The 20,424-nt window shown below is 73.0% G+C and carries 21 protein-coding genes; 10 read left to right on the top strand and 11 right to left on the bottom strand.

Translation table 11 applies throughout. The features are described from left to right. Nucleotides 1-11: 11 nt before the first annotated feature. Together BLT67_RS06050 and BLT67_RS06045 are read left to right on the top strand one after the other, a co-directional pair. Nucleotides 12-2,510, top strand: a complete 2,499-nt coding sequence (locus BLT67_RS06050; protein ID WP_092666181.1) for a DEAD/DEAH box helicase — start codon at nt 12-14, stop codon at nt 2,508-2,510. 290 nt (nt 2,511-2,800) lie between these two features. After that, complete coding sequence (locus BLT67_RS06045; protein ID WP_092666180.1) at nt 2,801-3,241, top strand: nitroreductase family deazaflavin-dependent oxidoreductase; 441 nt, start codon at nt 2,801-2,803, stop codon at nt 3,239-3,241. Between the two features lie 82 nt (nt 3,242-3,323). Here the strand turns inward: BLT67_RS06045 and BLT67_RS06040 are convergent, their stop codons facing one another. From BLT67_RS06040 to BLT67_RS06010, 7 genes are all read right to left on the bottom strand, one after another. Then, on the bottom strand, nt 3,324-3,506 hold the full coding sequence (locus BLT67_RS06040) for a hypothetical protein (RefSeq protein WP_092666179.1): 183 nt from the start codon (nt 3,504-3,506) through the stop codon (nt 3,324-3,326). After that, on the bottom strand, nt 3,503-4,123 hold the full coding sequence (locus BLT67_RS06035; RefSeq protein ID WP_092666178.1) for an SDR family NAD(P)-dependent oxidoreductase: 621 nt from the start codon (nt 4,121-4,123) through the stop codon (nt 3,503-3,505). Before BLT67_RS06035 ends, BLT67_RS06040 begins: the two co-directional genes overlap by 4 nt. A gap of 75 nt (nt 4,124-4,198) precedes the next feature. After that, on the bottom strand, nt 4,199-4,798 hold the full coding sequence (locus BLT67_RS06030) for a dihydrofolate reductase family protein (protein ID WP_092666177.1): 600 nt from the start codon (nt 4,796-4,798) through the stop codon (nt 4,199-4,201). A gap of 58 nt (nt 4,799-4,856) precedes the next feature. Next, nucleotides 4,857-5,372 (bottom strand): nitroreductase family deazaflavin-dependent oxidoreductase, encoded by a 516-nt coding sequence (locus BLT67_RS06025; RefSeq protein WP_092666176.1) that lies wholly within the window; start codon nt 5,370-5,372, stop codon nt 4,857-4,859. A 131-nt stretch (nt 5,373-5,503) separates the two neighbouring features. Next, a complete protein-coding gene (locus BLT67_RS06020; RefSeq protein ID WP_092666175.1) occupies nt 5,504-6,145 on the bottom strand; it encodes an NAD(P)-dependent oxidoreductase in 642 nt (213 codons plus the stop codon). A 104-nt stretch (nt 6,146-6,249) separates the two neighbouring features. After that, complete coding sequence (locus BLT67_RS06015; RefSeq protein WP_092666174.1) at nt 6,250-7,488, bottom strand: nucleotide disphospho-sugar-binding domain-containing protein; 1,239 nt, start codon at nt 7,486-7,488, stop codon at nt 6,250-6,252. 127 nt (nt 7,489-7,615) lie between these two features. After that, a complete protein-coding gene (locus BLT67_RS06010; protein ID WP_092666173.1) occupies nt 7,616-8,986 on the bottom strand; it encodes a DUF6421 family protein in 1,371 nt (456 codons plus the stop codon). A 394-nt stretch (nt 8,987-9,380) separates the two neighbouring features. Between BLT67_RS06010 and BLT67_RS06005 the strand changes: the two genes are divergently transcribed. Continuing rightward, the gene (locus BLT67_RS06005) at nt 9,381-9,980 is read left to right on the top strand and encodes a hypothetical protein (protein ID WP_092666172.1); all 600 of its coding nucleotides are present in this window, start codon (nt 9,381-9,383) and stop codon (nt 9,978-9,980) included. Nucleotide 9,981: 1 nt separating this feature from the next. Here BLT67_RS06005 and BLT67_RS06000 read toward each other — a convergent pair whose 3' ends face one another. Continuing rightward, the gene (locus BLT67_RS06000) at nt 9,982-10,320 is read right to left on the bottom strand and encodes a hypothetical protein (RefSeq protein ID WP_092666171.1); all 339 of its coding nucleotides are present in this window, start codon (nt 10,318-10,320) and stop codon (nt 9,982-9,984) included. Between the two features lie 55 nt (nt 10,321-10,375). Next, a complete protein-coding gene (locus tag BLT67_RS05995) occupies nt 10,376-11,188 on the bottom strand; it encodes an exodeoxyribonuclease III (protein ID WP_092666170.1) in 813 nt (270 codons plus the stop codon). A gap of 125 nt (nt 11,189-11,313) precedes the next feature. Between BLT67_RS05995 and BLT67_RS05990 the strand changes: the two genes are divergently transcribed. From BLT67_RS05990 to BLT67_RS05980, 3 genes are all read left to right on the top strand, one after another. Next, entirely contained in the window at nt 11,314-11,913 is a 600-nt protein-coding gene (locus tag BLT67_RS05990) for a DinB family protein (RefSeq protein WP_092666169.1), read from the top strand. Nucleotides 11,914-11,965: 52 nt separating this feature from the next. Continuing rightward, nucleotides 11,966-12,523: an orotate phosphoribosyltransferase gene (gene pyrE / locus BLT67_RS05985; RefSeq protein WP_092666168.1), complete on the top strand. Its 558-nt coding sequence runs from the start codon at nt 11,966-11,968 to the stop codon at nt 12,521-12,523. 236 nt (nt 12,524-12,759) lie between these two features. Beyond that, nucleotides 12,760-13,686 carry an AEC family transporter gene (locus BLT67_RS05980; protein WP_092666167.1) on the top strand — a complete coding sequence of 309 codons (927 nt, stop codon included), beginning with the start codon at nt 12,760-12,762 and terminating at the stop codon, nt 13,684-13,686. 15 nt (nt 13,687-13,701) lie between these two features. Here BLT67_RS05980 and BLT67_RS05975 read toward each other — a convergent pair whose 3' ends face one another. Further along, a complete protein-coding gene (locus BLT67_RS05975) occupies nt 13,702-14,070 on the bottom strand; it encodes a hypothetical protein (RefSeq protein WP_231945606.1) in 369 nt (122 codons plus the stop codon). Nucleotides 14,071-14,207: 137 nt separating this feature from the next. Between BLT67_RS05975 and BLT67_RS05970 the strand changes: the two genes are divergently transcribed. From BLT67_RS05970 to BLT67_RS05960, 3 genes are all read left to right on the top strand, one after another. Beyond that, nucleotides 14,208-14,681, top strand: a complete 474-nt coding sequence (locus tag BLT67_RS05970) for a hypothetical protein (RefSeq protein ID WP_092666166.1) — start codon at nt 14,208-14,210, stop codon at nt 14,679-14,681. A gap of 82 nt (nt 14,682-14,763) precedes the next feature. Further along, a complete protein-coding gene (locus BLT67_RS05965; RefSeq protein ID WP_092666165.1) occupies nt 14,764-15,903 on the top strand; it encodes an NAD(P)-binding domain-containing protein in 1,140 nt (379 codons plus the stop codon). A 10-nt stretch (nt 15,904-15,913) separates the two neighbouring features. Then, entirely contained in the window at nt 15,914-16,516 is a 603-nt protein-coding gene (locus tag BLT67_RS05960) for a hypothetical protein (RefSeq protein WP_092666164.1), read from the top strand. Between the two features lie 27 nt (nt 16,517-16,543). Here the strand turns inward: BLT67_RS05960 and BLT67_RS05955 are convergent, their stop codons facing one another. Beyond that, entirely contained in the window at nt 16,544-17,371 is an 828-nt protein-coding gene (locus BLT67_RS05955; protein ID WP_092666163.1) for an HAD-IIA family hydrolase, read from the bottom strand. Nucleotides 17,372-17,491: 120 nt separating this feature from the next. Here BLT67_RS05955 and BLT67_RS05950 point away from each other — a divergent pair, with 120 nt between their 5' ends. Beyond that, a complete protein-coding gene (locus BLT67_RS05950) occupies nt 17,492-20,389 on the top strand; it encodes a hypothetical protein (protein WP_157674214.1) in 2,898 nt (965 codons plus the stop codon). Nucleotides 20,390-20,424 lie beyond the last annotated feature (35 nt).

Here is a 20,424-nt window from a genome sequence, read left to right as displayed (position 1 = left end):
GACTCGAGGGGATGACCCTCCTCGAGCACGCCCCGGCCACCTGGGATCCCGACCAGGCCTTCGACGCGTTCGAGGCATGGGCCGCCGGGCGCGGTCTCACGCTCTATCCGGCGCAGGAGGAGGCGCTGCTCGAGATCGTCACGGGCGCGAACGTCATCCTGAGCACCCCCACCGGCACGGGCAAGTCGCTCGTCGCCACCGGCGCCCACTTCGCCGCCCTCGCGCAGGGCAAGCGCACCTTCTACACCGCGCCGATCAAGGCGCTCGTGAGCGAGAAGTTCTTCGCCCTCGTCGACATCTTCGGGGCCGAGCAGGTCGGGATGGTCACGGGCGACTCGTCCGTCAACGCCGACGCCCCCATCATCTGCTGCACTGCCGAGATCCTCGCCAACCTGGCGCTGCGGCACGGCGAGCAGGCGGATGTCGGCCAGGTCGTGATGGACGAGTTCCACTACTACGCCGACCCGCAGCGCGGGTGGGCGTGGCAGGTGCCGCTGCTGACGCTGCCCCAGGCGCAGTTCGTGCTCATGTCGGCGACGCTCGGCGATACCACCGAGATCGCCGACGACCTCAGCCGCCGCACCGGTCGCGAGACCGCCGCCGTCACGGGCGTCGAGCGGCCCGTGCCACTCAGCTACGAGTACGCCGAGACGGTCGTGCACGAGACGATCGAGGATCTGCTCGCCACCGGCCAGGCACCCGTCTACATCGTGCACTTCGCCCAGGCCGCCGCGCTCGAGCGGGCGCAGGCCCTCGCATCCGTCAAGATCGTCAGCCGCGAGCAGCGCGACGAGATCGCCGCCGCGATCGGCGACTTCCGCTTCACCACCACCTTCGGCAAGACGCTCTCGCGGCTCGTGCGCGCGGGCATCGGCGTGCACCACGCAGGCATGCTGCCGAAGTACCGGCGCCTCGTCGAGCAGCTCGCCCAGCAGGGGCTGCTGCGGGTCATCTGCGGCACCGACACGCTCGGCGTCGGCATCAACGTGCCGATCCGCACGGTGCTGCTCACGGGCCTCACGAAGTTCGACGGGCAGCGGATGCGGCACCTCACGGCGCGCGAGTTCCACCAGATCGCGGGTCGCGCGGGCCGCGCCGGCTACGACACAGCGGGCACCGTGGTCGTGCAGGCGCCCGAGCACGAGGCCGAGAACGCGAAGCTGCTCGCGAAGGCCGGCGACGACCCGAAGGCGCGCCGCAAGCTCGTGCGCAAGAAGGCGCCCGAGGGCTTCGTCTCGTGGGGCAAGCCGTCGTTCGAGAAGCTCGTCGCCGCCGAGCCCGAGCCGCTGCACTCGCAGATGATCGTGAGCCACTCGATGCTGCTCAACGTCATCGGCCGCGGCGGCGACGCCTTCACGGCGATGCGCGAGCTCATCGAGGCGTCGCACGAGTCGCCCGCGCCGAAGGCGGCGCTTAAGGTGCGGGCGCTCGCGATCTACCGCACGCTCCGCACCGCGGGCGTCGTGGAGCAGGTGCCGGACGCCTCCATGCCCGGCGGCCAGCGCATCCGCCTCACGGTCGACCTGCAGCCGAACTTCGCGCTCAACCAGCCGCTCTCGCCGTTCGCGCTCGCGGCGATCGACCTGCTCGACCCGGCCGACCCGACGCATCCGCTCGACGTCATCTCGGTGATCGAGGCGACGCTCGACGACCCGCGGCCGATCCTGTCGCAGCAGCAGTTCCTCGCGCGCGGCGAGGCGGTCGCGGCGATGAAGGCCGAGGGCATCGAGTACGACGAGCGCATGGAGCTGCTCGAGGAGATCACGCACCCCAAGCCGCTCGACGAGCTGCTGACCGAGGCGCTGCGGGTGTTCGCCGCGTCGCAGCCGTGGGTGGGCGACTTCGCGCTGTCGCCGAAGTCGGTCGTGCGCGACATGTGGGAGCGGGCGATGACGTTCGCCGACTACACGCAGCACTACGGGCTCTCACGCTCGGAGGGGCTCGTGCTGCGCTACCTCTCGGATGCGTACCGGGCGATCCGGCAGACGGTGCCGGAGGAGGCGAAGGGCGAGGAGCTCCACGACATCATCGAGTGGCTCGGCGAGCTCGTGCGGCAGGTCGACTCATCGCTGCTCGACGAGTGGGAGGAGCTGCTGCACCCCCACTCGCCGGAAGCCGCGCCGGTCGCGCCGCCGCCCCCGCCGTCGGTCGTCGCGAACCCGCGGGCGTTCCGCGCCCTCGTGCGCAACGAGCTCTTCCGCCGCGTGCAGCTCGCGGCGCTCGACAAGCACGAGGAGCTCGGCGAGCTCGACCCGGGCTTCGGGGCGGATGCGTGGGGCGACGCGCTCGACGCCTACTACGACGAGCACGGCTCGATCGGCACGGGCGCCGACGCGCGCTCCTCGCGCATGCTCGTGATCGACGAGGGGCCTGCGGAGTGGCACGTGCAGCAGATCCTCGCCGACCCGGCGGGCGACCACGACTGGCGGATCTGGGCGACCGTCGACCTGGCCGAGTCGGCGGATGCGGGGGTCGCGGTCGTGCGCGTGACGCGCGTCGGGCGGCTGTAGCGGCGCTGGCGGGCTGGCGTGCTGGCGGGCGGGCTGGCGGGCTGGCGTGCTGGCGGGCGGGCTGGCGTGCGGGCGCGCCGTCGTTCGCGTCGTTCGCGGGGAGCGCCGGCCGTCGACCGGTGCTCGCGGGGTTGGAGCGCGTATGGCGGCCGCGACCGCCGAGCACCGGTTGAGCGACGGCGGCGGGCGGATGGGGGCGCGCGCCGCGCGGTCTGCGAGCGGCTGCACGGGCGCATGGGTGTGGAATGGATGCGGAGCGCGGGCAGGCCGCGCGGGCGAGAGGAGAGCGCATGCCGCTGGAGGGTGAGTACGCACCGAGCACGTCGGATTGGGCGCGCAAGCAGGCCGAGGCGTTCGAGGCGTCGAACGGCGCCGAGGCCAACACGCTGCGCGGCATGCCGATCATCGTGCTGACGACGGTCGGGGCGAAGTCGGGCAAGCTGCGCAAGACCCCGCTCATGCGGGTCGAGCACGAGGGGGCCTACGCGGCCGTGGCGTCGCTCGGCGGCGCTCCGAAGCATCCGGTCTGGTACTTCAACGTCAAGGCGCACCCGCACGTCGAGCTGCAGGACGGCGCAGAGAAGCACGACTACCTCGCGCGCGAGGTGAGCGGCGACGAGCGCGCCGCCTGGTGGGAGCGGGCCGTCGCGGCCTACCCGCCGTACGCCGACTACCAGGAGAAGACCGAGCGCCTCATCCCGGTCTTCGTGCTCGAGCGAATCGAGGCTTGAGCCCGGTACTCAACGGCCATGCGGCACGGATGTGCTCGTCAGCGACACATCCGTGCCGCATGGCCGTTGAGTGCGTGGGGCGTCACGGCTCGTCGGCGTCGCCCGCTCGTCGGTCGCCGGAGCGCAGGTACATGACGACCGCGACCGCGAGCAGCACCGCGCTGATCCAGCGCGGCAGCAGCGCGCCGGTCAGCAGCAGCGCGAGCGCGACGAGGCCGACCACGAGCCACGCGGTGCTCGGCGGGCCAGGCCGGGCGGCGCTCACCGCGGAGGCGCGAACTCGGCGGCCAGCTCGGCAGCGAGTTCGCGCACGTCGGTGGCGCCCGCGAACGCGCGCTCGGGCTCGGCCGCCCGGTCGGCGTCCGACACGAGCGCCTTCACGCGCTTGACGACCGTGCGCGCGGGCGTCTCGCGCAGCGCGTGGCCGACCGCCGCGACCCAGGTCTCGGCCGCCGCCTTGAGCGCCACGTAGTTGGCGTTGCCCGCGGTGGGGCGCTCGACCCCGGTGGACGACACGATCGCGACGACCCCCGCATCCGACCGCCCGATCGCGTCGGCGAACGCGCGCGTCGTGTTGCGCAGCGTGCCGACCACGCGCGCCTCGAGCCACGCCCAGTCGTCGTCGGTCTGCCCGGCGAGCCCGCCGCCGCCGCGCCAGCCGCCGACGAGGTGCACGAGGCCGTCGAGGTCGCCCACCTCTGCGGCGAGCGCCTGCACCGCCGCGAAGTCGCTCAGGTCGCACTCGAAGCGCTCGGTCGCGTCGACGAGCCCGAGCCGGTCGGCGTTCGAGCCGACGGCGATCACGTGGTGGCCCGCGTCGATGAGGGCGGAGGCGGTGGCGTGGCCGAGCGCGCTCGTGGCGCCGGCGATGAGGATGCGCATGCGCACAGTCTGCCCGAGGCGCCCGGGGGGCGGCGCCGCCCGCGCAGGGACGGCGCCGCGCCCGCCCGGCGGCCGTCAGCGTCCGGAGCGCCGCTTCGGCCCCGCGCCCTCCGGCACCGCGCCGTGCAGGTGGGGCTCGTAGACGAGCTTGAGCGTGCGCCCGTCGAGCACCGTCGACGAGACGAGGTCGAGGTCGAGCTCGGGCCCGCCCTCGAACAGCGACGCGAAGCCCGCATCCGCCGTCACTGCGGGGAAGACCATCAGCTCGATGCGGTCGACGAGCCCGGCCGCGAGCAGCGCTCGGTTGAGCGCGATGCTGCCGTGCGACCGCATCGGCACGTCGGTCTCGCGCTTCAGGCGAGCGATCTCGGCCACGGCGTCGCCGGCGTGCACGGTCGAGTTCGCCCAGCCGAGCGGCTCCTCGAGCGTGCGCGAGAAGACGAGCTTCGGCGCGGCGATGAGGCTGTCGTAGTACGGCTCGTCGTACTCGCGCACGAAGTGCCGGAACTCCCGGAACGTCGTGCCGCCGAAGACGAGCATCTGCTGCTGCGCGAAGGTGCGCACGCGGTCCTCGACCACCTCCGGCCCCTCCTTGCCCCAGTAGCCCGGCCATCCGCGGGCGGAGCCGTGCATGTCGAGGCTGCAGAAGTAGTCGAGCGTGTAGGTGGCGGGCATGCCGCGAGGCTAGCCCCAAGCCGCGCCTCGCGCGTCCCCCGCTCGCCGCGCCCGGGCGTCAGCGGCGCCCGCGCTCCCGGAACGGCGACGGCACCGCATCCGTCGTCAGCCGGAACAGCCGCACCGTGCGGCCCGAGTCGCGCTCGTACGCGCGGTAGCCGGGCCACTGCGCCTCGATGCGCGCCCACGCGGCGTCGCGCTCCTCGTCGGCCACGCGCTCGGCGCGCACCGGGTAGCGGCGGCCGCGCACGATCGCCTCGGCGTCCGGATGCGCGGCGAGGTTGGCGGTCCAGCCCGGGTGCGCCGCGCGCGCGAACGAGGTGCCCGCGATGATCGCACCGCCGTACCCGTCGGGCGTGTACATGAGCTCGGATGCGCGGGTCGCGCCGGTCTTGGCGCCCACGGTGCGCAGCACGAGCGACGGCACGAGCAGGTCGGAGACGAGCACCCGGCCGCCGGTCAGCCGACGCAGGATGCGCTCGGCGACGGGCAGCGCGCGCGGGCCGATGCGGCGGAAGGCCCGCGTGCGGGTGATCGGCGCGATGATGCGCCGCAGCCGGCCGCGGATGCCCATGCCTCGATCGTGGCACGGCGCGGCGGGCATGCAAGGGGCGCCACCGTCGCGGCGCGGCGGGCTCGCACGGCGCACCCCGCCGCGCCGCGGCAGGCACGCACAGCGCACCCCGCCCACCGCGGCGCAGTCGCTCAGTAGGCGAAGTGCACGTGCGCGCGGCGGTGCTCGCCGCTCTCGATCGCGTCGACGACCGCGAGGCCGAAGTCGGCGCCCGAGATGGCCGAGGTGCCGTCGGCGTCGACGATCGGCGTCTCGCCGCCCGTGCGGTACTCGCCGCGGCGGGTCTGGTCGGGGATGAAGCTGCCGAACGCGCCGGCGGGGGAGACGTACGTCCAGTCGAGCTCGTCGATGGCGCTCACGCGCTGGTAGGCCTCGAACAGCTCGAGCGCCTCGGGCTTGTACTCCGGCGCGAACGCGTCGGTGTTGACGATGCGCTCGCCCTGCTCGTCCTTGAGCGAGCCGAAGCCGCCGACGATGATGAAGCGCGTCGGCGTGCCCGCGAGGCGGCCCGCGATGTCGGCGTAGGCATCCGCGACCTTGCCCTCCATGTCGCCGCGCGGCGAGAGCGCGCCCACGACCACGTCGGCGCCGTCGATGGCCTGCGCGACCACGTCGCCGTCGAGCACCGAGCCCTGCAGCACGCGCGCGCCGTCGGGCGTGGCCCCGGGGGTCGAGCGCGAGACGAGCGTGAGCTCGTGGCCGCGCGCGGCGGCCTCCTGAGCGATGTTGCCGCCCGCGAAGCCCGTGGCGCCGAGCACCGTGATCTTGGCCATTGCGTGTCCTCTCGTCGGAAGCCGTCGCCATCAGACAACGACGCGGCCCGCGCGCGCATTCCGGCGGATGCGGCCGGCAGCACCCTGCGGCGCCTGCGGACCGACTACGGCGAGGTCGCGCAGCGCAGCTGCTCCTCGATGAGATCGGCGGCGCGGGGCGGGCCGCCGGCCGCCTCGAAGCCCGCGGCGACCGCGTCGACGCCCGCCTGCATCCCGCGTGCGCGCCGCACCGCATCCCGCACCCGCTCGGGGGTCAGCTGCTGCCGCGGCACCCGCACCCCGGCGCCCGCGTGCTCGACGCGCGCCGCCACCTCGAACTGGTCGCGGCCCCACGGCACGACGACGACGGGCACGCGATGGGCGAGCGCCTTCTGCGTGACGCCCATCCCGCCGTGCGTGATCGCGCAGACCGCCTTCTCGAGCACCTGCCCGTGCGGCAGGAAGCCGGTGATGTGCGCGTTCGCGGGCGAGCCCGTGCCGAGCCGGCCGTCGCCGGGCATCGTCGCGACCACGGTCACCGGCTCGTCGGCGAGCGCCTCGAGCGCGACCCGCGCGATGTCGGTGTCGCCCTGGAAGTCGCCAGAGACGGTCACGAGCACGACCGGGCCGTCGATCGCGTCGAGCCACGGCGCCGGCGCGGCGGGCGGCTCCCAGGTGGTTGGGCCGACGAGCGTGAAGTGCGGCTCCCAGTCGGTGTGGGCGTACTCGAGGGGCTCGGCCGAGGTGACGAGCGTCTTCGGTGCGCGGCGCAGCACGTCGTCGAAGGTGCGCTCGGGCGGCAGGCCCGCGACCTCCGCCCGCAGCGCGTTGATGCGCGGCATCGCGATCTCGGTCGCCGCCTGGAGCACGACGCGCGCGGCGAGCGCGTCGCGCACGCGGCCGAGCGGTCCGCGGGCGGGGGCGAGGCCCGGCCCGAACGGCGGCCAGCCCTTCGAGCGCACCACGGGCGTGTAGGGCGAGAGCACCACCCATGGCAGCCCGGAGCGCTCGGCGACCGCCGCCGCGCCCCAGGTGTTGATGTCGGTGAGCACGAGATCCGGCCGGTCGTCGTCGAGCATCGCCTGCAGATCCGGTCCGTCGAGGGCGCCGCGCGCGCAGTACAGCTGCGCGAGCCGCAGCAGCGCGTCGCGCGGGCTCGCGGCGCGCCAGTCGTCGAACTCGATCCGGTCGATCGCCGGGTCGTAGGCGTCGGCGTCGAAGCCGAGCTGCCGCATCCGGTCGACCTCGGCAGGCAGCGTGCGCAGCCGGATGCGGTGGCCGCGCCGCTGCAGCTCGAGCAGCACGCCGGCGAACGGGAACGCGTGCGCGAGCGCCGGGCTGGTGTAGGCGGCGATGAGGGCCACGGCTGGCCTCCTTGCAGGAGCGTCGGATGCGGCGGCTGGGGTCCGCGCATCCGCTGCGACCGGGGCCGCAGCGTACGTGGGCACAGCGTAGCGGAGGCCCGCCGCGTCGCGACGGGCCTCCGGCGCATCAGGACTCGGCGGTGATGCCCTTGGTGGATGCGATGACGTCGCGCATCTTCTTCTCGAACGCCTCGTAGAACATCGACAGCGGGAACTCGTCGTCCATCACGAGGTCGGTGAGCTGGCGCGGCGTGCCGTCGAGCGGCAGCTCGCCCGCCTTCCACTTCGATGCCGGGTGCGGCTCGACGACCGAGGAGACGAGCTCGTACGCGGCGAGCCAGTGGGCGACCTTCGGGCGGTCGATCGACTTCCAGTAGAGCAGCTCGATCGCCTCGCCGAGCTTGTTGACGACGTCGGGCACCTCGTCCCAGTCGAACGCCAGCTGCGTGTCGGTCCAGTGGAGCACCCGGTGCTGGTGCAGCCACGCGAACAGCAGCTGACCGCCGAGGCCGTCGTAGTTGCGGATGCGGGAGCCGGTGATCGCGAAGCGGAAGATGCGGTCGAAGATCACCGCGTACTGCACGTGCTTCGCGTGCTTCTGCAGGTCGCGCTCCGCATCCGTCGCTCCGTCCTTGGCGGCGATGCGGCGCTCGATCGCGACCGCCTCGCGGAACGCGGTGAGGTCGCAGCGCAGCTCCTCGAGCGAGTAGAGGAAGAACGGCATGCGCTGCTTGATCATGAAGGGGTCGAACGGCAGGTCGCCGCGCATGTGCGTGCGGTCGTGGATGAGGTCCCACATGACGAAGGTCTGCTCGGCGAGCGTCTGGTCGGCGAGCATCTCGGCGGCGTCGGCGGGCAGCTCGAGCTTCGTCACGTCGCACGCGGCCTCCACGACGCGGCGGAAGCGCGCGGCCTCGCGGTCCTGGAAGATGGCGCCCCACGTGAAGCTCGGGATCTCGCGCATCGCGACGGTCTCGGGGAACAGCACGGCCGAGTTGGTGTCGTAGCCGGCCGTGAAGTCGATGAAGCGCAGCGGCACGAACAGCGCGTTGGAGTAGTCGCCCGCCTCGAGCTCGGCGATGAACTCGGGCCAGATGACCTCGACGAGCACGGCCTCGACCTTGCGCTCGGGCGAGCCGTTCTGCGTGTACATCGGGAAGACCACGAGGTGCTGGAGGCCGTCGATGCGGTGCTCCTGCGGCTGGAAGCGCACGAGCGCGTCGAAGAAGTCGGGCTCGCCGAAGCCGCCCTCGGCCCAGCGCTCGAAGTCGATCGCGGCCTGCGCGAGGTACTCGGCGTCGTGCGGGAACTGCGGGGCGAGCTCGCGGATGCCCGAGGCGAGGTCGGCGACGAGGGCGCCAGCCGCGTCGTGGTCGCCGGCGTCCTCGATCGCGCCGTTCTTGGACTGCATCGGCTGCAGCGCCGTGGCGGCGGCCTTGATGCGCAGCCAGGCGGGGTGCTGGCGCAGGTCGGCGGCGGTGGCCTGGGTCATCGTCATGGGAGCCTCCCGGCGGTCTCGTGGGCGGGGTGATCGCACCGACGTCGCGGCGCTCGATCTGTGCGGGTTTCCAGCGTATTCGGGCCGATGCGGCAGTTTCTTGCGCTTCGGCCTGCCTTTCCTGCCGGTTCCCGGCGTGACGAGCGGGATCGCCGCGGCACGCAACCGCGTTGCGCGTGCGCGATGTGGGGGGTCGGTGGCACCATCGTGCTCGACGGCCTCGTGTACCCCAGCGCGCGGGCCGCCGCGCATCGTCGCGCCCGCGACGTCGCGGAGCAGCTCGAGACCCCGGAGCGAGACCATGGACGCCGAAGACCCCGCAGCGCGACACCCTGCAGAGCCCCCGCCCGCGGCGCCTCAGCCGGGCGCGCGCTCGCTCCTCGTCGCTCGGCCCGTGCTCGCGACCGGCATCGCCGTCGCGGTCGTGGTCGCGTTCCACGCGGTCGTGTGCCTCGCGATCATCGCGGCGGTCGACCCTGAGATCGACGATCCGGTCGCCTACCAGGTCGTCTCGGTGCACCTCCCGGAGCTCGCGTGGACTGCGCTCGTGATGGGCCGCGCGATCGCATGGCGGCGCTGGTCGCCCTTCTGGCTCGGCGCCTCGGCCGGCGCGGTGGTCGTCGGCTGCTTCATGCTCGCCTTCATCATCCTCATCGTCCGCATCGATGCCAAGGGCATCCCGATGGCGGTCGCCATCTCGTCGTGGGTGCTGCTCGCGGTGGCCATCCTCGTCGCGCTCACCATCCGCGCGTTCAGCGAGCACGACGACCCGCCCATCGATGCCGATGACGAAGCGGATGCGCGGGCGCCGCGGACGGGACGCGCGACGGGCGCGCACGCCGCCGAGGAGGCGCAGCGCCCCTCGGCCGACCCGCACGCGCCCGACGAGGCGACGGCCCAGGGAGCGGCGACTGCACAGGGAGCGGCCTCCGCCGCGGAGGATCCCGAGCAGCGCGAAGGCGAGGCCGACCCGCCGCCCCCGCTCACGTCCTAGCTCAGACGAGTCCCTGCGCGACGAGGAAGCCGACCCAGCAGCCCGCCGCGGCGAGCACGGGCGGCACGATCGCCCAGCGCTGCTTCGTCGCGGCCGCCGCGGCACCGATGCCGTTGCCCACGAGGGTGCAGCCGAGCACCGAGAGCCAGAAGACCATGCGCGCGGGGCCGTCGTCGGCGCCCGAAGCCGCCGCGGCCTCCGCGAGCCCGCTGTCGCCCGCCGGCGCGAGCACGAGCAGGCCGAGCACGTTGAGGAAGATGAGCACCCACGCCGCCATGCGCCAGCGATCCGCCGTCGTCCACTCGCGCTGCGGCTCGAGCTCCTCCCACTCCTCGGTCACGGCCGCACTCCGTACCTCGGCGCCCGCGCACCCGCGCGGGCCGACGCATCCGTCATCAGAAGATCATGGGTCGGTCGTCGTCGAGCTCGGTCTCGAGGTCGAGGTCGACGACCACCGGCACGTGGTCGCTCGGGGCGTCGCCGGATCGCTCGTCGCGGTGGATCTCGGCGCGCGCGACCAGGTCGGCGAGCTCGGGGCTGCCGAGCACGAAGTCGATGCGCATGCCCTCGTCCTTGTTCCACCGCCCGGCCTTGTAGTCCCAGTAGGTGTAGCCGGGGGCGCGATCGCGCACCACGTCGACGAGGCCGGCGTCGAGCAGCCCCTGGAACGCGGCGCGCTCGGGCGCCGAGACGTGGGTCGCGCCGTCGAAGACCCCGATGTCCCACACGTCGTGGTCGAGCGGCGCGATGTTGAAGTCGCCCATGAGCGCGAGCGGCTGCCCGCGCCACTCGTCGAGGAGGCCGGTGAGCACCCGCAGCCACTCGAGCTTGTAGCCGTAGTGGGCGTGGGTGAGCTCACGGCCGTTCGGCACGTAGAGGCTCCACAGTCGCACGCCCTCGACCGTCGCGGCCATCGCGCGGGCCTCGACCACCGGGTCGCCGGTGTTCGCGTACCCGGGCTGGCCGGGGAAGTCGCGCTCGACATCTGTCATCGGCAGCCTCGAGGCGATCGCCACGCCGTTCCACTGGCTGTGGCCGTGTGCCTGCACCTCGTAGCCCGCCGCCTCGAACGCCGCGTACGGGAACTGCTCGGTCTTGCACTTGATCTCCTGCATCGCGAGCACGTCGATGTCGCTGCGCTCGAGCCAGTCGACGATGCGTGCCGTGCGGGCGCGCACGGAGTTGACGTTCCAGGTGGCGATGCGCATGCCCCCGAGCCTACGAGAGCGGCGGATGCGTCGGCACATCGGCGCACGGGCTGGGGCAATGCGACGGATCGGCGGACGCGCCGACGGATGTCCGGCCCACGCGCACCGTAGTGCACTATGGAACGATGGGCACCGCGCGCGACCGCTACCTCCAGGCTCTCGACCTCTTCTCGGCCGAGGCTCGAGCGGGCGCCGATCGGCTCGGCCTGCCCACGGCGTGCTCGGAGTGGTCGATCGCCGATGTGGTGCGCCACGTCACCGCCGTGCAGTCCGCGCACGCGGGCGCCGCGCTGCTCGGCCGCGTTCCCGGTGAGCGCGAGGAGTCGGCCGACCACCGGGCGGCGATGGCGGCGGGCGGCGCCTTCGAGGTCATCGACGTGTGGGAGGCGCTCGCGGCCCAGCTGCGTCACGCCGCGCACGAGGCCGACGAGGATGCCTTCAGCTCGCTCGCGCTCGCGACCTTCGACATGGCGCTGCACGCGTGGGACGTGCGCTGGGCCGGCGTGCGCGTCGGCCTCGGCGCGAACCTCGACTTCCCCGACGCGCTGCTCGCGTGGATGGACCGGTACCGCGAGCGCGCCGACGACACCGTGATCCGCGCGCCCGGCGTCTTCGGCCCGGCCCTCGAGCCGCCGGCCGACGCGACGCCCTCCGAGCGCATCGCCGCGTGGACGGGGCGCCAGGCGCGCATCGCCTACGCGCCGCTCACCGCCGTCGGCGCCTGACGCGGCCCAGTGGCGCTCGCGCCTCGGGCGGCTCGCGCGTCGAAGTAGCCTGGTGGGCGTGACCGCGCGCGACCAGCTCATCCAGCTCATCCGTGACGAAGCCGTCTTCCACGGCGACTTCACCCTCACCAGCGGCAAGCGTGCGAGCTACTACATCGATCTGCGCAAGCTCTCGCTCGACCACCGGGCGGCGCCGCTCATCGGCGACGTGCTGCTCGACCTCATCGCCGACATCCCTGGCGTCGCAGCGGTCGGCGGCTTGACGATGGGCGCCGACCCGCTCGCGAACGCCGTGCTGCACCGCGGTCTCGCCCGCGGCCTCGCGGTGGATGCGTTCGTCGTGCGCAAGGAGCCGAAGGACCATGGCCGCGGCCGCCAGATCGAGGGGCCCGAGCTCGCCGGCAAGCGCGTCGTCGTGCTCGAGGACACCTCGACGACGGGCGGCAGCCCCATCAAGGCCATCGAGGCCCTGCGGAAGGTCGGTGCCGAGGTGGTCGCGGTCGCCGTGATCGTCGACCGCGCGACCGGCGCGCAGGCGGCCATCGAGGCGGAGGGCGTCGAGTACCGCGCGGCGATCACGCTCGACGACCTGGGCCTCACCCCGCAGTAGGCCTCGGCGCCTTCGCCGGTCGAGGAGCGCGCGGGCGGAGCCCGCACGCGTCACGAGACCCACAGCCCGTCCGCTGGTCGAGGAGCGCGCCGCCGCAGGCGGCTCGCGTCACGAGACTCACCGCCCACGCCGAGCGGCAGACCCCGCCGCTCGCACCCACCACGCGACCCCCGCGCACCGCGCTGCGGCAACCCGCGCGTAGTGCACACTAGATGTCAGACAGCGGGGGAGGTCGCGTGACCGGAGTGCTCATCGGCTTCGCCATCATCGGATTCGTCATCCTCGTCGGCTGGCTGCTCGCGCGCTTCAAGGTGGTCTCGCAAGAGGGCCGGCTCGTGCTCAACCGCACGTCGTTCTTCGCCGCGAGCCCCGCGCTCCTCTTCACGGTGCTCGCCGACTCCGACGTCGGGCTGCTCTTCTCGAGCGTGCTCGCGGTCGCGCTCCTCGCCTTCGCGGTCGTCGCGCTCATCTACCTCGTGGTCGCGCGCCTGTGGCTCACGAAGGACCCCAGCCGCCTCGCCCTCGCCGCGACCGCCACCGGCTACAGCAACGTCAACAACATCGGCCTCCCGGTCGCCATCTACGTCATCGGCGACGCGGGCTTCGTCGGCCCCATGCTGCTGCTGCAGCTGCTCGTCATCGCGCCACTGCTGCTCGTGACGCTCGACATCCTCACCGCCGGCCGCGCATCCGTCGCCGGCATCCTCACCCAGCCGCTCCGCAACCCCATGCTCATCGGCGCCGGGCTCGGCGCGATCGTGAGCGCCCTCGACATCCAGCTGCCGGCGCCCGTGCTCGCGCCGCTCGAGATCCTCGGCGGGGCGGCGGTGCCGCTCATGCTGCTCGCCTTCGGCATCTCGCTCGGCGGTGACAGGCCGCTGCAGCCGGGCACCGGGCGCCGCGAGGTGTGGCTCGCCGTGGTGCTCAAGAACCTCGCGATGCCCGTGGCCGCCTACGTGCTCGCCCGATTCGCCTTCGGCATGGACGACCAGCTCGTCTACGCGTGCACCGTGATGGCCGCGCTCCCGAGCGCGCAGAACATGTACCAGTACGCGCTGCGCTACGACCGGGCGACCGTCATCACGCGCGACATCGTGCTGCTGACGACCCTCGCGTCGCTCCCGGTGATGCTGCTGATCGCCTGGCTGCTCAAGCCCGCCTGATCTCGGACGGCCGCATCAGCGGCTCGGCCACTCCGTCGCAGGCGGCGCCGGACGCAAGCAGCCGCGCTCGGGCAACGGCACCTCCCAGAAGCGCGCCGACGCCGTCACGTCGCCGAAGTCGTCGAGCTTGACGCGGATGCGCGCCGGCGTGACCTCGACGACCCGCACCCGCACATCCGCCCCGTCGACCTCGAGCAGCCACGGCTCGTCGATCCAGGCGATCGTGTGCGCATCGAGCGCCTCCTCGACCGCGAGCCAGTCGCTCGGGTCGCCGAGCGGCCGCCCGAAGAGGTCCATCGGCTGGAACGCCTCGCCGACCTGCCGCACGAAGCCCACCACCTCGCCGTCGGCGCGGCGGTGCGGCATCCAGTCGTCGGGGATCACACGTCGAGGCTACCTGCCGGTGCGCTCAACCGAGAGAGGGGTCGGCTGCGACGACGATCGGCTCATCCGACCACGAGCCCGGTCGAGAGAGGCGGATGCGTCAGGCCGCGTCCAGCGCGCGGCCCTACGGTCGACGCATGTCGCACCCCGCACCGCACCCGCACCGGCCAGCCGAGCAGTCCGGGCAGCCCGGCCAGATCGCCCAGCACACGCAGCCTGCGCCCGGCGCGCAGCAGCCGCAGTACGGCCCGCATCCGACGTTCGCGCCGCCGGCCGCGGGCGAGGGCACGGAGCAGGGCAAGGGCAAAGCGTTCGCCATCGTCGCGATGGTCTTCGCGGTGCTCGAGCTGCTCTCCGGCCCGGTGCGCTCGGTGGTGTTCGCGGGCCTGCTCGCCGACGGCGCCGCCCCGTCGATGATCGGGCCGGCGAGCGCCGCGCTCGCGACGGCATCGGCGGTGCTCGCGCTGCTCGCGATCGGCTTCGGCCTCGCCTCCCTGCTGCGCGGCGAGCGCGCACGCGTGATCGCGGGCTCGGCGATCGGCGTCGGCGCCGCGGCGATCGTCGGCGCGCTCTCGGGGCTGCTGCAGGGCGCGCTCATCTCCGCCCTCTGACGCCGCGCGGCCCGACCGGGGAAGCGAACCCCGGCGCCCGGCGTTGTCCCTATCGTTGCGATTCGAACGATCAGGGGGAGCGATGACCGGCACCGGGGGCGAGCGCGCCGCGACGATCATGGTGATCGGCGCCGGCCAGGCGGGCCTCTCGGCGGGTCACCACCTGCAGCGCCGCGGCTACGCGAGCGCGCTCGACGAGCCCGATGCCGAGCGCACGTTCGTGATGCTCGACGCCGACGCGGCGCCGGGCGGCGCCTGGCAGCACCGCTGGGAGTCGCTGCGCATGGCGACCGTCAACGGCATCTTCGACCTGCCGGGCTTCCCGCAGCCTGCCATCGACCCGAGCGAGCCGAGCCGCGACGCGGTGCCCCGCTACTTCGCCGCGTTCGAGCGCGAGCGGCAGCTGCCGATCCTCCGCCCCGTCCGCGTCGAGACCGTCACGGCGGTCGACGACGACCCTGAGGGCGAGCTGCTCGTCGCCTCGAGCGCCGGCGCCTGGCGCACGCGCGCGATCATCAACGCGACCGGCACGTGGAACAACCCGACGCTGCCCGAGTACCCGGGGGCGGATGCGTTCCAGGGCCGCCAGCTGCACACCCGCGACTACGTGTCGGCGGATGCGTTCGCCGGCCAGCGCGTGGCGGTGGTGGGCGGCGGCATCTCGGCCGTGCAGCAGCTCGAGGAGCTCTCGGCCGTCGCCGACACCCGCTGGTACACGCGCCGCGAGCCGGTCTTCCTCGACGGGGACTTCGAACCGGAGACGACCGGCCGCGACGTCATCGAGCGCGTGACCGCCGATGCGGAGGCCGGCCGGCCCACGGGCAGCGTCGTCTCCTACACGGGCCTGCTCTGGACGGACTACGCGCTGCGCGCCAAGGCTCGCGGGGCGCTCGAGCGGCGGCCGATGTTCACAGCGATCGAGCCGCACGGCGTGCGCGAGGCCGACGGCAGCTTCACGAGCGTCGACGCCATCCTGTGGGCGACGGGCTTCCGCGCCGACCTCCGCCACCTCGACCCGCTCGGACTGCGCAACGACCTCGGCGTGCCGCAGGTCGTCGGCACCCGCGCGGTCGCCGACGCGCGCGTGCACCTCATCGGCTTCGGACCGAGCCAGTCGACGGTCGGCGCCAACCGTGCCGGCCGCGCCGCCGTGCAGGAGCTCGACCGGATGCTCGGGCGCGAGCGCAGGTCCCTCGCCGCCGCGGGCGCCCGGGCGGCGTAGCGTGGCAGGCATGCGCTGGTCGGATCGCCTCCTCAGGCTGCCGCCGCTGATCGTCGCCGGCGATCGCTTCTCCGGCTGGCTCGGCGTGCTCGTCGGCTGGACCGCGATCGGCTTCGGCGCGAGCGCCGCCTCCCGCGCGACGGGCCTGCTGCTCTCGTACCGGGACGGCGCGTGCGGCGCGCTCTCGCAGTCGATCTGCCAGGTCTCGGGATGGGGCGGGCTGCTCATGGGCATGGTGGCGCTCGCGGGCGGCACTGCGGCGTGGGTGTTCATGGCGCGCGGCTTCGGGCCGCCCGCCACGTGGTGGGTGCTGCCGATCGGTCTCGCCGCGCTCGCGCTCGCGCCCTTCTCGGCGGCAGAGGGGGCGGCGCTCTCGCCCGTGTGGCTGCTGCTGACGCTCGTCGCCGGCGCACTCGCGCTCGTGCTCGCGGCGCTCGCTGCGGGCCGCGGCAAGGCGGCCCGCTACGGCTGGATCCGGCTCGACGGCCTCGACGCGCGCGAGGCCGCGCACCGCGGCGTCGACAAGCTCGTCATCCCGCTCGCCGCGCTCGCGCTCGTCATCGCGGGCGGTGTCTTCGGCGCGCACGTGATCCGCCTGCTCTCCGAGGCCTGAGCGCCTGAGCGCCCGGCGCATCCGCCCTCAGACGTCGGCGCGGGGCTCGTCGAGCTCGGAGTCGACCGGCGCGGGCTCCAGCAGCTCCTGCACGCTGCGCAGCATCTCGTCGGGGCGGAACGGGAAGGTCTCGACGACCGCCGGGTCGCTGATGCCCGTCATGACGAGCACGGTGTGCAGGCCCGCCTCCATGCCGGCGACGATGTCGGTGTCCATGCGGTCGCCGATCATGCCGGTCACCTCGGAGTGCGCGCCGATCTTGTTGAGCGCCGAGCGGAACATCATGGGGTTGGGCTTCCCGACGATGTAGGGCACGCGGCCCGTCGCCTTCGTGATGAGCGCGTTGATCGCGCCGGTCGCCGGCAGCACGCCGTCGGCGCTCGGGCCGGTCGCGTCGGGATTGGTCGAGATGAAGCGCGCGCCGCCGGCGATGAGGCGGATCGCCTTGGTGATCGCCTCGAACGAGTACGAGCGGGTCTCGCCGATCACCACGAAGTCGGGCTTCGTCTCGGTCATCGTGAAGCCGATGTCGTGCAGCGCGGTGATGAGGCCCGCCTCGCCGATGACGTAGGCCGAGCCGCCCGGCATCTGGTCGTGCAGGAAGTCGGCGGTCGCGAGCGCGCTCGTCCAGATCCGCTCCTCGGGCACGATGAGGCCGGATGCGCGCAGTCGCGCAGAGAGGTCGCGCGGCGTGAAGATCGAGTTGTTGGTGAGCACCAGGAACTCGGTGCCGGCGTCCTGCCACTGCTGCAGCAGCTCCTTCGCGCCGGGGAGCGGGCGGTCCTCGTGGACGAGCACGCCATCCATGTCGGTGAGCCAGCATTCGATGTCAGCGCGGGTGCGGTCGATGGCCATGGGGCCAGGCTACGCCGCGCATGTGTCCGTCATGTGAACGACCACGACGCGCCGTCTTGAGCCAATCCGAAGCCAGATTGAGGATTCCTCCATTCGAACAGCGTTCGGTTTCGTTCACTTTTGAATCACCCGGAGACGCTGAGATTTCCTTGCGTTCTGAGCCCCCGGCTCCTGAGGTTCGCTCAATACGTTCATCGACGAAGCGAGCTGCGACGGAGACCACCGACGGCCAGCCCTCGAAGCGCACCGCGAGCTCGCTCACATCACGAACGATCCAGGGATGGAACTCGCATGCTCACGCGCACCTCTGCACGACGACGCCCGCTCGGCGTCGCCGTCGCCGTCGTTGCGCTCGCGGTCGCCGCGAGCGTGCTGCCGCAGATGCCGGCCTCCCCTGTCGAGGCCGCAGCGCTGCCGACGCAGGGCGGCTCGCTCTACTGGCGGACTGTCGACGGCAGCGGTGCGCTCTACGGCGGAGCGACGTACCGCGTCGAGAAGGCCCAGGGCAACGGCTCCGAGAACTGGGAGACCGCCCAGGCCCTCACCGTCGTGGACTGCACCGAGGCTCCGTGCTCGGGGCCGGATATCCACCCCGGTGCGGGCGAGCTGCAGGTGCTGCTGAACGACCCGAACCACAACGGCATGCGCCGCTACCGCGTCTCGCCCGTCCCTCAGCCGCCTGGTGCGACCTTCACGAGCACGGCCCCCGCCGCCACCGGGTCGTCGAACAGCTGGCTGTCGACCGTGACGCTCGGTCCGTTCCGAGTGGACCGCGTGGTGCTGCCCTCGGTTCCGTGTGCCGGTACGGCGTTCGCGCTGTTGAGCAGTGGCGCTGTGCAGCAGGTGTCGACGGCGAACTCACCTGTGGTGACCCTCTTCGGTGCCTGGACCGGCTTGACCGGCGAGGCCAACGGCCTCGCCGCCGGCACCGGCTCCGAGCTCTACGCGGTCGACCGGAGCGGCTCCAGGCTCAGCGCCGTGCTGCGGTACGACACCTCAGGCGGCTGGCGGCGCGTCCCCGTGAGCACGTCGGTCGCCTATTCGATCGTCGCCGGCGCGTACGACCGCGCGAGCAGCCGCTTCCTCTTCGGGGGATTCACGACCTCCGGTTCCTTCCAGCTGCACCAGTACGACGCGCAGAGCAACGCCGTCGCCCTCGTCGGCACGATCGCGACGGGAGCCTCGAGCGATGGCAGCGGCGACATGGCGTTCGACGGGGCAGGCGACCTGGTGATCATGCGCGCGGGCGCGACCTCGGTCACGACTTTCACGGTGGCGGCAGCCGCGCTCGCGGCTGCGAACGGCGGCTCGATCGCTGCGACGGCAGGCTCGCCTCGGGAGGTCAGCCTCAGCGGCATCAACGGCGCCGCGTTCGCCGACGACGGCTCCGTGCTGCTGTCGAACGCCACGACGCTGCGCCGCTACGACCCGGTCACCTGGACGCAGCGCTCGGAGATCACCACCGGCCTCGGTCCTGGTGCGACCGACCTCGCGACCTGCGCGGTGCCGGCGGCGAACTCGTCGCTGACCGTCGCCGTGCAGGTGACGAGGCGCGACCTCGCAGCGGACTCGTTCCAAGTGAGCGCCGCTGGCACCGTCAATCTGGGGCCGGCGTCGACCGGAGCCAATACGGCCGCGCAGGTCGGGCCGTCGGTCGTGACGCCGGGGCAATACACCGTCACTGCTGCGAGCGTTCCTTCTGCTCAGGCGCCCTACTACTCGGCCCGCATCGCGTGCACGGGCACGAGCTTCACTCCGGTCGATGGATGGTCCGCGTCTGTGAACGTGCCTGCCGGCGCCAGCGTCGTGTGCACCATCACGATCATGCCGCTCCGTACCGTCATCACCGTCGCGAAGGGTCTCCTGGGCCCGACCGATTCGGTCTCCTCGCCCGGCGCCGATTGGGCGATGGCCATCACCACCGCGTTCGGCAGCGGCAGCCCGACCTCGTTCGTGCGCACGACCCAGGCGTCCGGCGTGACGCCGGAGCTGCGCTTCGTGCACCCCTCGGCGACGACTCCGGCGACGATCACCGTTGAGGAGCCGGCTCGCGCCGGGTACGCACCGGAGTCAGTGCGCTGCGACGTGATTGCGCCGAGCGGAACACCCCTGCCCAGCGTCAGCGGCACGGCGACGCGCAACATCACTGTCCCGGGCGTGCCGGCCGGATCGACAGTGCACTGTCGCTTCCTCAATCGGGAACAGCCCACCACGCTGACACTTGCGGCGGCCGTCGCGGCGCCGGGCGGGGCCGCTCCGACGACCTGGCAGCTGTCGTCGCGCGACCCGCAGAACGTCCTTGGCCCCTCGGGTGCGACGGGTTCGCGCACCGCGACCGCGTCCGTCACGAAGGGCGTGCCGTACACGCTCACTGCTACGGGCGACCCTGCCTATCTCGGCACCTGGGCCTGCGTCGACCAGCAGGGCACAACCGTTCCCGTGACCGACAGCAAGGTGACCGTGGCGCAGGGCTCTCAGGTGACGTGCACCGTCACGCTCACGACCGCGCGGCTCACGCTGCTGAAGCACGTCGCCGGTCAGCCGAGCGCGCTGCTCGCGAGCGGGTTCACGCTCACGGCCACCCCGTCGACTGCCATCGCCGGCCTGCCCGCCGTCACGGTGCCCGGCAGCGAGACCGTTGTGCCCAGCGGCGCCGGCGCAAACAGCTTCGACGTGCGCCCCGACCACGAGTACCGACTCACCGAGGCGACGAGCTACGCGGCGCTCGGGCTCGAGCTCCAGCAGTACCGCGGAGGCTACCCCGCGAACGGCGTCTTCCTCGAGGCCGAGTGGGTGACCGTGACCTCGCCGACCGCCCGCGTCGCCGTCGGCGGGCACGAGGTCTACCGGTTCGTCAGCGCGGCGCCCGCGCCCCTGGCGCTGCCCCTCACCGGCGGCGTCGGCGCCGACACCTACCAGCTCGGCGGATCGGGCGTGCTGCTGCTCTCCTTCCTCGCCTCCGCGTTCCTCCTCGTCCGCACGAGGATCCGCTCCCGCACGGCAGGCCGCCGAGCGTGAACCCCAGACCCCAGCACAACCGTCCCTCTGCACCA

It is taken from the genome of Agrococcus carbonis (assembly GCF_900104705.1).
Classification (GTDB): domain Bacteria; phylum Actinomycetota; class Actinomycetes; order Actinomycetales; family Microbacteriaceae; genus Agrococcus; species Agrococcus carbonis.
This window is presented reverse-complemented; position numbering and strand designations above follow the sequence as displayed.

Excerpts from the sequence above, each read along its gene's own strand:
- BLT67_RS06050 (WP_092666181.1), top strand. The coding sequence starts at position 12 with ATGACCCTCCTCGAGCACGCCCCGGCCACCTGGGATCCCGACCAGGCC.
- BLT67_RS05990 (WP_092666169.1), top strand. The coding sequence starts at position 11,314 with ATGGGCACCGCGCGCGACCGCTACCTCCAGGCTCTCGACCTCTTCTCG.
- BLT67_RS05955 (WP_092666163.1), bottom strand. The coding sequence starts at position 17,371 with ATGGCCATCGACCGCACCCGCGCTGACATCGAATGCTGGCTCACCGAC.
- BLT67_RS06020 (WP_092666175.1), bottom strand. The coding sequence starts at position 6,145 with ATGGCCAAGATCACGGTGCTCGGCGCCACGGGCTTCGCGGGCGGCAAC.
- BLT67_RS05960 (WP_092666164.1), top strand. The coding sequence starts at position 15,914 with ATGCGCTGGTCGGATCGCCTCCTCAGGCTGCCGCCGCTGATCGTCGCC.
- BLT67_RS06035 (WP_092666178.1), bottom strand. The coding sequence starts at position 4,123 with ATGCGCATCCTCATCGCCGGCGCCACGAGCGCGCTCGGCCACGCCACC.
- BLT67_RS05970 (WP_092666166.1), top strand. The coding sequence starts at position 14,208 with ATGTCGCACCCCGCACCGCACCCGCACCGGCCAGCCGAGCAGTCCGGG.
- BLT67_RS06030 (WP_092666177.1), bottom strand. The coding sequence starts at position 4,798 with ATGCCCGCCACCTACACGCTCGACTACTTCTGCAGCCTCGACATGCAC.
- BLT67_RS05995 (WP_092666170.1), bottom strand. The coding sequence starts at position 11,188 with ATGCGCATCGCCACCTGGAACGTCAACTCCGTGCGCGCCCGCACGGCA.
- BLT67_RS05965 (WP_092666165.1), top strand. The coding sequence starts at position 14,764 with ATGACCGGCACCGGGGGCGAGCGCGCCGCGACGATCATGGTGATCGGC.
- BLT67_RS06010 (WP_092666173.1), bottom strand. The coding sequence starts at position 8,986 with ATGACGATGACCCAGGCCACCGCCGCCGACCTGCGCCAGCACCCCGCC.
- BLT67_RS06045 (WP_092666180.1), top strand. The coding sequence starts at position 2,801 with ATGCCGCTGGAGGGTGAGTACGCACCGAGCACGTCGGATTGGGCGCGC.
- BLT67_RS06025 (WP_092666176.1), bottom strand. The coding sequence starts at position 5,372 with ATGGGCATCCGCGGCCGGCTGCGGCGCATCATCGCGCCGATCACCCGC.